This window comes from Winogradskyella sp. (genome assembly GCF_016744625.1).
Classification (GTDB): domain Bacteria; phylum Bacteroidota; class Bacteroidia; order Flavobacteriales; family Flavobacteriaceae; genus Winogradskyella.
The window spans coordinates 70,015-82,371 of the sequence record NZ_JADGDZ010000003.1 but is presented as its reverse complement, the minus strand read 5'-3'; the positions used below and the strand labels follow the sequence as shown (position 1 = coordinate 82,371).

The 12,357-nt window shown below is 33.1% G+C and carries 10 protein-coding genes and 1 tRNA gene; 8 read left to right on the top strand and 3 right to left on the bottom strand.

The annotated features are described in order from the left end of the window. Positions 1–105 precede the first annotated feature (105 nt). Both dnaE and QZZ53_RS01395 read left to right on the top strand, forming a co-directional pair. Positions 106–4,491: a DNA polymerase III subunit alpha gene (dnaE, locus tag QZZ53_RS01400; protein ID WP_296380654.1), complete on the top strand. Its 4,386-nt coding sequence runs from the start codon at positions 106–108 to the stop codon at positions 4,489–4,491. A gap of 32 nt (positions 4,492–4,523) precedes the next feature. Beyond that, complete coding sequence (locus tag QZZ53_RS01395; protein ID WP_296380652.1) at positions 4,524–5,663, top strand: serine hydrolase domain-containing protein; 1,140 nt, start codon at positions 4,524–4,526, stop codon at positions 5,661–5,663. A 23-nt stretch (positions 5,664–5,686) separates the two neighbouring features. Here QZZ53_RS01395 and QZZ53_RS01390 read toward each other — a convergent pair whose 3' ends face one another. From QZZ53_RS01390 to QZZ53_RS01380, 3 genes are read right to left on the bottom strand one after another with little or no spacing between them, the layout of a single operon-like run. Further along, positions 5,687–6,124: a hypothetical protein gene (locus QZZ53_RS01390; RefSeq protein WP_296380651.1), complete on the bottom strand. Its 438-nt coding sequence runs from the start codon at positions 6,122–6,124 to the stop codon at positions 5,687–5,689. Beyond that, positions 6,117–6,446: a metalloregulator ArsR/SmtB family transcription factor gene (locus QZZ53_RS01385; protein ID WP_296380650.1), complete on the bottom strand. Its 330-nt coding sequence runs from the start codon at positions 6,444–6,446 to the stop codon at positions 6,117–6,119. Before QZZ53_RS01385 ends, QZZ53_RS01390 begins: the two co-directional genes overlap by 8 nt. Beyond that, positions 6,436–6,867: an SRPBCC domain-containing protein gene (locus tag QZZ53_RS01380; protein ID WP_296380648.1), complete on the bottom strand. Its 432-nt coding sequence runs from the start codon at positions 6,865–6,867 to the stop codon at positions 6,436–6,438. Before QZZ53_RS01380 ends, QZZ53_RS01385 begins: the two co-directional genes overlap by 11 nt. A gap of 351 nt (positions 6,868–7,218) precedes the next feature. Here QZZ53_RS01380 and trxA point away from each other — a divergent pair, with 351 nt between their 5' ends. The 6 genes from trxA (at position 7,219) to QZZ53_RS01350 (ending at position 12,177) form a co-directional block, all read left to right on the top strand. Further along, a complete protein-coding gene (trxA, locus tag QZZ53_RS01375; RefSeq protein ID WP_186844520.1) occupies positions 7,219–7,536 on the top strand; it encodes a thioredoxin in 318 nt (105 codons plus the stop codon). A 67-nt stretch (positions 7,537–7,603) separates the two neighbouring features. Next, positions 7,604–8,533 carry a DUF58 domain-containing protein gene (locus QZZ53_RS01370; RefSeq protein ID WP_296380644.1) on the top strand — a complete coding sequence of 310 codons (930 nt, stop codon included), beginning with the start codon at positions 7,604–7,606 and terminating at the stop codon, positions 8,531–8,533. 76 nt (positions 8,534–8,609) lie between these two features. After that, a tRNA-Asp gene (locus QZZ53_RS01365) sits at positions 8,610–8,683 on the top strand. A 528-nt stretch (positions 8,684–9,211) separates the two neighbouring features. Then, a complete protein-coding gene (locus QZZ53_RS01360; RefSeq protein ID WP_296380642.1) occupies positions 9,212–9,382 on the top strand; it encodes a hypothetical protein in 171 nt (56 codons plus the stop codon). A gap of 99 nt (positions 9,383–9,481) precedes the next feature. Then, on the top strand, positions 9,482–11,512 hold the full coding sequence (locus QZZ53_RS01355) for a tetratricopeptide repeat-containing sensor histidine kinase (RefSeq protein ID WP_296380639.1): 2,031 nt from the start codon (positions 9,482–9,484) through the stop codon (positions 11,510–11,512). Next, positions 11,509–12,177, top strand: a complete 669-nt coding sequence (locus QZZ53_RS01350; RefSeq protein ID WP_296380637.1) for a response regulator — start codon at positions 11,509–11,511, stop codon at positions 12,175–12,177. Before QZZ53_RS01355 ends, QZZ53_RS01350 begins: the two co-directional genes overlap by 4 nt. Positions 12,178–12,357: the final 180 nt, after the last annotated feature.

Genomic DNA, 12,357 nt, shown 5'->3' with positions numbered 1-12,357 from the left:
CATTGAGTAGTGCTTTTTTGTTTACAAGTGTTTATAACTTCATTTTATTAAAGGGTCTTTATTTCTTAATTTTAATGCTCCTATTTTTCACATTAAAAAGGCTTTATGTACTTAATATTCGATACCGAAACTACAGGTTTACCAAAGCGTTGGGATGCACCAATTACTGATACCGATAATTGGCCAAGGTGTATTCAAATTGCATGGCAATTGCATGACGCTATGGGAAACTATATTGAGCATCAAGATTATTTAGTAAAACCAGAAGGCTTTAATATTCCTTACGATGCTGAAAAGATTCATGGTATTTCTACAGAGTTAGCACAAGAACAAGGTGTATCCCTTTCCGAAGTATTAGAAAAGTTTAATATCGCTTTGTCTAAGACTAAGTTTGTTGTTGGGCAAAATGTGAAGTTCGATTTAAACATTATGGGAGCTGAGTTTGTACGTGAAAACGTTGCAAATCAATTACAAGAACTTCCTGTTTTAGATACTTGTACCGAGCATACAGCAAGTTTATGTCAAATTCCTGGTGGACGATACGGTAAATTTAAATTGCCAACTTTAACAGAGTTACATCAGTTTTTATTCAACACACCTTTTGGAGAAGCGCACAATGCAACAGCAGATGTTGAAGCAACAACTCGTTGTTTTTTCGAACTAATTAGAAAACAGCAATACACTAAAGAACAGCTTGATGTTCAGCCAGATTATTTTCAGAAGTTTACTGAAGAACATCCAGAAACAATTCAACTTATTGGTCTAAAACATATTAATCTAAAACGCGAAAGTGCTAAGATTAATGCTAGACTTCAAAAAGAACAAACTGATTCTATTCCAACTGAGACAAACAAAGAAGCAGTTGCAAAATTAGCAGACGTAGATTTTGTGCATTTGCATAATCACTCACAGTTTTCAATTCTTCAATCTACAATAAGTATCAAAGATTTGGTAGCTGCTGCTGCTAAAGAAGATATGCCTGCCGTTGCATTGACCGATCATGGAAATATGATGGGAGCATTTCATTTTGTAAGCGCAGTTGGTAATCATAATAAAGGTGTAAAAGCACAGCAAGAACAAGCTGAAGAAGCTGGCTTAGAAAAGAAAGGCAAAATTATAAAGCCAATTATTGGTTGCGAGTTTTTTGTTTGCGAAAATCATACTGATAAAACTAGAAAAGATAATGGCTATCAGATTGTTTTGATGGCCAAAAATAAAGCAGGTTACCATAATTTAGCAAAGCTTTCGTCTGCCGCTTTTACGGACGGTTTTTACTATCTACCAAGAATTGACAAAAAACTGATTGAGCAATACAAAGAAAACCTCATTTGCTTAACAGGAAATCTATATGGTGAAGTACCAAGTAAGGTGTTAAATATTGGTGAGAATCAAGCTGAAGAATCACTATTATGGTGGAAGAAAACTTTTGGTGACGATTTGTATATGGAGCTTATGCGCCATAATCAAGAAGATGAAAATCGTGTGAATCCAGTGCTGATTCAATTTGCTAAAAAGCACGATGTTAAATTGGTAGCTACTAATAACACGTATTATGTAGAACAAGAAAATGCTAATGCGCACGACATTTTATTGTGCGTAAAAGATGGTGAGAAACAAGCGACTCCAATTGGTCGTGGTCGTGGCTATCGTTATGGTTTACCAAATCAAGAATATTATTTTAAGTCTTCGGAAGAAATGAAAGCACTCTTTAGAGATGTGCCAGAAGCTATTGTAAATATTCAAGATGTTGTCGATAAAATTGAACCTTATGAATTAGCGCGAGATGTATTATTACCAGCTTTTGATATTCCGAATGAATTTAAAGACGAAGCTGATGAAGCTGATAATGGCAAACGTGGTGAAAATGCTTTTTTAAAGCACTTAACTTTTAAGGGTGCTGAAAAACGTTATGGTGAAATCACACCAGAAATAAAAGAACGACTCGATTTTGAATTAAGCGTAATTGAAAATACTGGCTATCCAGGTTACTTCTTAATTGTAGAAGATTTTATTCGCGAAGCTCGAAAAATGGATGTCTCAGTTGGTCCTGGTCGTGGTTCTGCGGCAGGTTCTGTGGTTGCTTATTGCCTTTGGATTACAAATATAGATCCTATTAAATACGACTTACTTTTTGAGCGTTTCTTAAATCCAGATCGTGTGAGTATGCCAGATATCGATATCGACTTTGATGATGAAGGTCGTGGTCGTGTTATGGATTATGTAATTGATAAATATGGTTCAAATCAGGTAGCTCAAATTATTACTTATGGAACAATGGCTGCAAAGTCATCGATTAGAGATACAGCCAGAGTTTTAGATTTACCTTTAAATGAAGCCGATCGGATTTCAAAGTTAATTCCATTGATGTCTAAACTCGGAAAGATATTCGGAATGTCTGAAAAGGATTTAGGTAAAAAATTCCGTGCTGAAGATTTAGAAAAGGTCAATGAGCTACTCAATATTTCTGATGGTGAAGATTTACAAGCCGAAACCGTTAATCAAGCTCGAATCTTAGAAGGTTCTGTTCGTAATACTGGGATCCATGCTTGTGGTGTAATTATCACACCTGGTGATATTACCAATTATGTTCCTGTGGCCTTAGCTAAGGATTCTGATTTATATGTGACTCAATTTGATAACTCTGTCGTTGAAGACGCAGGTTTATTGAAGATGGATTTCTTGGGACTGAAAACCTTAACCTTAATTAAGGATACGGTTAAGATTGTAAAGGCGAAGCATGATATTTTACTCGATCCTGAGAATTTTCCTCTAGATGATGAGAAAACCTATGAGTTATTCCAGAAAGGTGAAACGGTAGGTGTGTTTCAGTATGAATCGCCTGGAATGCAGAAGCACATGAAGAACCTGAAGCCTACTGTTTTTGATGATTTAATTGCCATGAATGCCTTGTATCGTCCTGGTCCAATGGAATATATTCCAAGTTTTATTGCACGTAAACATGGTGATGAGGAGATTGTGTATGATTTGCCAGAAATGGAAGAATATCTTAAGGAAACCTATGGAATTACGGTTTACCAAGAGCAAGTAATGCTACTGTCTCAGAAATTGGCTGATTTCACCAAAGGTGAAGCCGATGTTTTGAGGAAAGCTATGGGTAAAAAGCAGATTGCGGTTTTGGATAAGATGAAACCAAAATTCATTGAACAAGCTGGTGCCAAAGGTCTAGATAAAGACAAACTAGAAAAAATCTGGAAAGACTGGGAAGCCTTTGCTAGTTACGCCTTTAATAAATCGCACTCAACGTGTTATGCATGGATTGCTTACCAAACAGCATATTTAAAAGCACATTATCCTGCAGAATATATGGCAGCTGTGCTTTCTAATAATATGAATGATATTAAGTCTGTAACCTTCTTTATGGAAGAATGTAAACGTATGCGTTTACCAGTTTTAGGGCCAGATGTGAATGAAAGTTATTATAAGTTCTCAGTAAACCAAGATAATGCCGTTCGTTTCGGAATGGGAGCAATTAAGGGTGTTGGTCATGGAGCTGTAAAAACGATTGTTGAAGGTCGAAAGGAAGATGGACATTACAAGTCTATTTTCGATTTAGCAAAGCGCATCGATTTACGAGCTGCTAATAAAAAAGCTTTTGAAGGTCTTGCCAATGCTGGTGGATTTGATTGTTGGTCAGACACACACAGAGCACAATACTTTTCTCATGATGGTGATGGGATTACTTTTTTAGAAAAAGCAGTTAAATATGGAGCGAAACACCAAGAGAATGAGAATTCGGCTCAAGTAAGCTTATTTGGCGCAGCTAGTGATGTGCAGATTGCTGAACCTTTAGTTCCTCCTTGTGAAGATTGGGGAACGATGGAAAAACTATCACGAGAACGAGAAGTGGTTGGAATTTATATTTCTGGTCATCCATTAGATGATTTTAAAATTGAAATGAAAACGTTTTGCAATGGAGTTATTGCTCATTTTAACGATTTAAATTCAGTTTTAAATAGAGAAATTACTTTTGGAGGTGTCGTTACAGATGTGCAACATCGTGTCAGTAAGCAAGGTAAAGGTTGGGCGTTATTTACGGTTGAAGATTATACAGATAGCCATGAGTTTAGAATCTTTGGTGAAGACTATTTAAAGTTTAGACATTTCTTTGTCATTAATTCTTTTGTTTACGTGAGAGCATATGTAAAAGAGGGATGGGTAAATAGAGATACAGGTAAAAAAGGAGATCCAAGAATTCAGTTTAATAGTTTTCAGTTGTTGCATGATGTTATGGATACTTATGCGAAGAAGTTATCGATACAATTAAATATTGATGATTTGGGTGAAGGTAAAATAACCAAGTTGCATGATTTATTACGATTTCATGAAGGGAGCAATACATTGAATTTTGTAGTGTACGATAATAAAGAGAAAATTAAAGTACATATGCCAAGTCGAAAAAATAAAGTAAAGATTTCTCAAGAACTTTTACATGAGTTAAAAGAGCAAGATGTGATGTATAAGTTGAATTAACAAATTCCTTCGAAAACAGGAATCTCATAATTATGAAAAAAACTATATTAAGTATTTTGGCGATTCTACTTTTCCTTAGTTGTAAAGAAGAGAAGGAGATACCAACTATTGAAAAGGATAAAACAGAAGTTCTCCAATCCATTTTAGATTCAATTTATGCTCAGAATAAAGGTGCTGTTGGACTCATGGTCCATATTGAAGCGCCAGATAAAAGCATTTCTTGGAGTGGAGCAGTAGGTGTTTCAGATAAAAATACGAATGCATCTCTATCTAAAGATCATCCTGTTTTGATAGCAAGTAACACTAAGACTTATGTTAGCGCAACGATTTTAAGATTAGTTGAACAATCTCAATTAGATTTAAATCAAGCCATTGATACTTTAATTTTTGAGAAGACCAATAGCTTACTTAAAGCAGATGGTTATAATACGTCTCAAATTAAAGTAGCACAATTATTAAATCATACTAGTGGTATTCATGATTATGCGACTACTGATGCTTATATGGAAATGATAAAAAAAAACCCAAAGCATAAATATACAAGAGATGAACAAATTAAATTAGCGATGACTTTGGGTGACCCTTTAGGTGAAGCTGGAGATGTGTTTACATATGCTGATGTTAATTATTTATTACTGACTGAAATTATTGAAGGTATAACTGGCAAACCATTTTATACGTCTATTAGAGATTTAATTAATTATAATAAGCTTGGAATGCAAACTACATGGTTTTCGACTTTAGAAGAGTATCCTAAAGATTTAAAGCCATTGGCACATCAATATTGGACTTCAGAAGGTTTTGATAGTTATGAGATAGATCATTCTTTTGATTTGTATGGAGGTGGAGGCATAGCATCGACCACTAAAGATCTGGCTGTGTTTTCTCAAAGTTTATTCAGTAATCTAATCTTTGAAAAACTTAGTACATTAGATTTAATATATACTAAGGCTAGTCCAAAACAACCTATGGAAGGTGATTATTATTTGGGTTTATCTTCTATAGATATTGATGGTGTAAAAGGTTTTGGCCATGGAGGTTTTTGGGGAACAGCTGTAAATTATTTCCCAGAGCTAAATACGAGTATAGCTATTTTTGTTTTAGACCGTGATAAAAGAGCCTTGCGTTTGGATATTAATAAAGCAATGGCTAAAGCGCTATCTGAATTATAAACCTAACACACTTTATTACTTAATCATATTGATTCAACATACTGTTTTAGCTTTTCAGTTATGAACATATCCCATGTTGTTGAGCAGATATCGTAACATTCAATTTGTGGTGTTAATCCTACTTGGTGAAAGTTAATAATAGTTATTCCTGGTTTTTCTTCAAGAATTTCCCAATGCAATACATGTCCAATCCATTCTTTATTAAAATCTGGTTCTCCGTCAATACATTTCCATACTAACTCAGTATTTGGAGTGAACTCTAAAATTTTGAAAGTCCACCAATAACCATTTTTAAAATGAATAGTGAATTGTCCATTAGTTTTTTGTGTAGATTGACTAGTTTTTGACCACCAAAGATGAATATCTTCTGTTAAAGCTTTAAATATTTTTTTTGAATTAGATTGCACAACAATCTGTTTTTTATAATCTGAATTAGAAAGGTTTTGAGTTTTATTAGGCATCTTTTTTTGTGTTAAGGTAATTATCTAAATTGTCTAATGATTCATCCCAGAATTGCGAATAGAATTGCATCCATTTATTAATCTCTTTTAAAGGCTTAGGGTTAGCATAGCAAAAGCGATTTCTACCTTGGTCATTCATTTTTACCAAACCAGCATCATTTAAAATTTTAATGTGTTTGGTGACACCTTGTCTAGTCATTGAGAACTGATTTGAAATTTGAGTTATGGACAATGCTGAGGTAGCTATTACTAAGGCGTGAAAAATATCACGCCTTGTAGGATCTGCAATTGCTTTAAATAATTTGGTGATATTATCTTGCATTGACTACTTCTTTTAAAAAGGTTGTTAAACCATTAATGCAATTGTCCCAACCACCATTAAAACTCTCAAACATTACAATGGCAGTTTCGCCTGTGTAGTTTTCAATTCCGGAATGTTCTAGTATTAGTTTGGTGCTGTTGCCTTGAGTTTCTAGTTTCCAAGTTACGGTTGTTTCTACTTTGGTATCTGCAACAACCCAAGTATATACTAGTTTGTATGGATTGGCTTCTTTTACGGTTCCGCTTATGGTTGTGCAACCTTTTTCGTTTGGCTCTGATTTAAAGGTGTAGTTAAATCCTACTTCGGCCTTAAAATCTGCTTGGATAAACCATGTTGAGATTTCTTCGGCTTTTGTAATAGCGTTCCAGATTTGCTCTATTGGATGATTAAATACCTTTTCTTTTGTGATTGTTTTGTTCATGATATTCGTTTTTTTGATGCATACGCAACTTTACGGTTGCTAAATTACGTAAATAGAATTAATAAGCAACTAAAAAGTTGCTTATTAATTCTGCATTTGCGCAAAGGATGGAAGTGGCATCCTTTTTTATTTGGTGGCTGAGCGTAGCCGAAGCTACTGAACAAAAAAGATATAACGTACAGCCTGACCCTTTGGGTTGCGCCAAAGTAAAGAGAATATGTATCGTAAATGGTATCATAATCAAATCAAATACTGCCAATGTAAGGTTTGGCAAAATTTTTGACTAATTTTGTGTATCTATCAATAGATAGAACATTAAACTGAAGTAGAATACAATAAATAATAAATATTATGGCATTAGAAATAACAGATGCAACTTTTGAAGAAACAGTATTAAAGAGTGATAAGCCAGTAGTGGTTGATTTTTGGGCTGCATGGTGTGGACCTTGTCGTATGGTAGGACCAATCATTGACGAAATTAGCACAGAATACGAAGGTAAAGCTGTAGTTGGTAAGGTAGATGTTGATGCAAATCAGGAATTTGCTGCTAAATACGGAGTAAGAAATATACCTACTGTATTAGTTTTTCAAAACGGAGAAGTAGTTGGTCGCCAAGTTGGTGTAGCACCAAAAACGGCTTACGCTGAAGCTATCGACGCACTTTTATAGTCAATACTCTAAAAGAAATGATAAAAGGTTTGCCTATACGGCAAACCTTTTTTAGTTTCGATAACTGATGGACATACAGCAAGAACTCAATAAAGCAGGCGGTTTTAAAAACCTAGAATTACTAGCAAAGCAAGTGGTTGAGGGTTTTATTGCTGGAATGCATAAAAGTCCCTTTCATGGATTTTCTGCTGAGTTTGCTGAGCACAAGATTTATAATCAAGGAGAAAGCACCAAGCATATAGATTGGAAACTCTACGCTAAAACAGATCGGTTATACACTAAGCGTTACGATGAAGAAACCAATCTAAGATGTCATCTTATAATTGACAATAGTAGTTCTATGCACTATCCAGAAAATGCAGGTTCATCTATAGATAATCTAAACAAGATATCTTTTGCTGCATTGGCAGGTGCTTCATTAATGCACATTCTTAAAAAACAACGTGATGCTGTTGGATTGAGTATTTATAGTGACAAGTATGATTTTTATTCACCTGAAAAGGGTAGTGAGCGTCACCATCAAATGCTACTAAATAAGTTAGGTGAAGCTGTTGTGGCCAAACCAGAATCTAAAACAACAGAAACGTATAGATATCTGCATCAAATCGCAGAGAAGATTCATCGTAGGTCTTTAATATTTGTGTTTACAGATATGTTTCAGACCACAGAGGATGACGATAATTTATTTGAAGCACTTAGACATTTAAAACATAATAAACATGAGGTGGTCTTGTTTCATGTTTTTGATAAAGCAAAAGAGTTGACTTTTGACTTTGATAATAGACCAAAACGTTTTATCGATATAGAAACTGGTGAGTACATCAATTTATATCCTGATAACATTAAAGACAACTATGAAGAGGCTGTAAAAGCGTACTTTAATAACTTAAGAATTAAATGTGGACAGTATAGAATTAAGTATGTTGAAGCTGATATTAACGCTGGTTTTAATAGCATACTTACAACCTACATGATTGAACGTCAAAAATTTGTTTAAACAAATATCTATTTTTTATGATTTTTGTTTGCGATATTAAAAATGCAGTGTATATTTGCCCTCGCAATTAAGCAACGGTCTGGTAGTTCAGTTGGTTAGAATGTCGCCCTGTCACGGCGAAGGTCGCGGGTTCGAGTCCCGTCCAGACCGCTAAAATTGCTTAAAAGCTCTGAGAAATTAGAGCTTTTTTAGTATAAAAATGTTGTGTTGTCTCAGAGTAAGATCTGAGTCGTAGTAGAAATCCAATACTATTGGATATTTACCAATGAAAGGCTTTCCTTTTTTCTGTATAGAAGATTGGGATGCTTTTTTGTTTTTTGGAAGATTTCGAAAAAGCATTTTAACCGACTAAATAGAGTTTTTAACAAGTTATAAACACAATAATTGCTTTTAATCGATAAATATCGACATTTAATCGATGTTATTATTTATTTCATTATAATTAGTTCTATATTTGGAGTCCTTCTTAAGACCTCAAATCACTTATTAAGGAAAATTTTAATCCATTTTACTATTAGGCACGTGTTGTCTAGAAAAACATCCCTCGTTTTTATTTTAGTATAGTTTTAGGTTCAACCTAGAATAGTTAATTATCCATTCCATTCCCTCGACGCAATATTTTGTATTGCAAAAGTTAATGTTGACTATTTTTTAAACCCTAAATTAATACTTATACTTATGAAAACCTTAAAAATTACTTTAGCCTTAGTTGCTGTATTATTATTGACTGTGTCTGGTGTACAATCTGAAGATGTTGTTGTTGATAATGAGCCTACATACAAGACTTATGACAATAATAATTTAATTGCTCACAGAAGAGACAAAGGAAAATTAAAATCTAACGGATAAATTTAATTTCTATAAATTTTTATTAAGCCCTGATTTTATCAGGGCTTTTTGTCTTACATTATTTTAATTTACCTTTGAGTTATATAATAAAGGTATTCTTTGAAGTTTTTCGTCTTATTTCTACTTACTATTACTACTCTTTTTGGACAAAACATTGCCCAAAATGATGACTTGCTTATAATAGATGAATTAATTAAAAAATCAAAAAACTCTTCGAATAGTCTTGATGAACGAAAAAACGATGCTATTAAATCTGTAACAATGGCAATTGAATTGGATATAGATTCTTTAATTCTAAAAACCAATAGAAATCTCTCTTTATTATACTATTATTCTGAAGATTTTGATAAATATATTCCTCTTAATCAAGAAAACTTCAAATTAGCAGAAAAACTAAATGATACAAGTGCACTTGCAGTCTCTAGTGGTAATTTGGCAAGTTATTATAAGTATATAAGATTGAATGATAGTGCATACTTCTACTTTACAAAATCATTAAAATTTTATTCAAAGCTCAAAGATCCTGAGCAAGAATCATATGCTTTGATGAGCATTGCTGACTTACAATATAATGGTAAAGATTATACTTCAAGCGAAAAAAATGCAATTGCCGCCATTAAAATACTTTCTAATCTACCTAAGAACGAAGACAATTTAGATGATTTATGGATATTGAATAATAGAGTAGCTGATATATCATCTGAGTTAAATCAATTTGACAAATCAATTGAGTATCATAATAGAGCATTGGTTATAGCTGAAAAGATGAGCAATGGGTTTATTAATAGGATTTATTCAATCAATAATAAAGCTTTTGTTTATAGGCAAATGGGAAGGTATGATGAAGCTTTAGATTTATACGAAAGCTTAATACCTCTTAAGTCTAAATATGAAGAAGAAGACCCAACATTTTATGCATTGATAATTAATAATATTGCTTATACACAATTGCTTAGAGGTAGTAAGGACCATAATGGGCTATTGAGAAAATTTCAAAAAGCATATGAAATTGCTAATCAGTATGATGATAGGGTTACCAAGATGGCAATTTCTACAGATTTGTCGAAGTTTTATCTCAAAACAAATAAAATAGATTCCGCGTATAAATATGCAAAAGAGACTTATGATATTTCAAGAAATTTATCTTCCACTGATTATACTTTAGATGCTTTAATGACTCTGTCTAAAATTGAGAAAGGAGAAGATGGTAAAAAATATTTAAACGAACATATAAAGCTAAGCGACAGCTTGCTAAATATTGAGAGAAATGAAAGGAATAAATTTGCTAGAATAGAGTATGAAACTGACGAACTAGAAGCAGAAAACAAACAAATATCTAAAGAAAATTTGTACTTAGCCATTCTCTCTATTGGTTTGTTATTAACAGCAATACTCATATATGTCGTTATATCTCAACGCGCAAAAAACAGAAAACTAAAATTAGTACAAGTACAACAAAAAGCAAACGAAGACATTTATAATTTAATGCTAGGTCAACAAGATAAAGTCGATGAAGCAAGAGCTAAAGAGAAAATAAGAGTATCTAAAGAATTACATGATGGTGTTTTGGGTAGACTCTTTGGGACACGTCTCAGTTTAGATAGTATGAATTTTAAAGATGGCAAGGAAGCCATGATGACTAGAGCAAATTATATTGGTCAGCTTAAAACTATTGAAGAAGATATCCGTAAAATATCCCATGAGTTAAATACCGACTTTATTTCAGGTACTGGTTTTATGGATATTGTTTCGGAACTTGTTGAGAATCAAACCCAAGCATATGGTTTAAAAAATGATTTTGATTATACAGACGATATTAGCTGGGATTTAGTTTCTAATAAGACTAAGATAAATATTTATAGGATTATCCAAGAATCCATGCAAAACATCTATAAGCACGCCAATGCTAAAGCTATAAAGATTAGTATTTCATTAGAAAAAGGCGTAATTTGCTTAGACATCATTGATGATGGAGATGGTTTTGATACTTCTAAAAGTAAAAAAGGTATTGGTTTAAAAAATATGACTTCTCGTGTAGAGGATATTGACGGAAAAATCACTTTTACTTCTCAATCTGGTGATGGCACAAAAGTTAATGTTAAGATTCCCTATACAAACCAATCAACATGAAACATATTAACATACTAATGGTAGATGATCACCCAATTATTATTGAGGGCTACCAAAATGTATTAATGGCTACGAAAGCTGATGATCAAACCTTGCTAATTGATACGGCTAATAATTGTGACACAGCACAGTTAATGATTAATCGTGCTTCAAAAGGTACACATTATGATGTCTGCTTTTTTGATATCAGTCTACCTGCATCAGAAGATGGCAAGTATGCTTCTGGAGAAGATTTAGCTCTTTTAGCTAAACAAGTATTGCCAGATGCTAAAATTATTATTCTAACAATGTTTAATGAGTCTTTTAGGATTCATAATATTATAAAGGAAATAAATCCTGATGGATTTTTAATTAAAAGTGATCTCACTTCAATGGAATTGGCAGATGCCTTTCAACAAATTCTGAGATTTCCACCTTATTACAGTAGTACAGTAAGTAATTATGTAAAAAAGACCATTACAAGCGAAATTTACGTAGACGATATAAATCGAAAAATTTTGCACTTATTGTCTCAAGGGATAAAAACAAAAAGCTTAAATGAATATATTCCGCTTTCGACTAGTGCTATAGAAAAACGAAAAAAACAGCTCAAATTATTGTTTTCTGTAACCGACGGAAAGGACGAATCCTTACTCCAAGAGGCACGAGAAAAAGGATATTTGTAGAAAAACGCAAAATAATTACCTTTTTAAGCCTATTGAAAAATGCTTGTATCTACTGTTAATTCTAGTAACTACGGTTTTTCCGCATCAAGTTTGCGGTTTTTCCGCAGTAAAAGATGAATTGTGTAACCTACATTTACGGTAAGTCAACAAGAATTAATTAATCCCTCTTTAAGTAATTGT

Coding starts and splice junctions, on each gene's coding strand:
- QZZ53_RS01350 (WP_296380637.1), top strand. CDS start 11,509: ATGAAACATATTAACATACTAATGGTAGATGATCACCCAATTATTATT.
- QZZ53_RS01385 (WP_296380650.1), bottom strand. CDS start 6,446: ATGCAAGATAATATCACCAAATTATTTAAAGCAATTGCAGATCCTACA.
- trxA (WP_186844520.1), top strand. CDS start 7,219: ATGGCATTAGAAATAACAGATGCAACTTTTGAAGAAACAGTATTAAAG.
- dnaE (WP_296380654.1), top strand. CDS start 106: ATGTACTTAATATTCGATACCGAAACTACAGGTTTACCAAAGCGTTGG.
- QZZ53_RS01360 (WP_296380642.1), top strand. CDS start 9,212: ATGAAAACCTTAAAAATTACTTTAGCCTTAGTTGCTGTATTATTATTG.
- QZZ53_RS01390 (WP_296380651.1), bottom strand. CDS start 6,124: ATGCCTAATAAAACTCAAAACCTTTCTAATTCAGATTATAAAAAACAG.
- QZZ53_RS01370 (WP_296380644.1), top strand. CDS start 7,604: ATGGACATACAGCAAGAACTCAATAAAGCAGGCGGTTTTAAAAACCTA.
- QZZ53_RS01395 (WP_296380652.1), top strand. CDS start 4,524: ATGAAAAAAACTATATTAAGTATTTTGGCGATTCTACTTTTCCTTAGT.
- QZZ53_RS01380 (WP_296380648.1), bottom strand. CDS start 6,867: ATGAACAAAACAATCACAAAAGAAAAGGTATTTAATCATCCAATAGAG.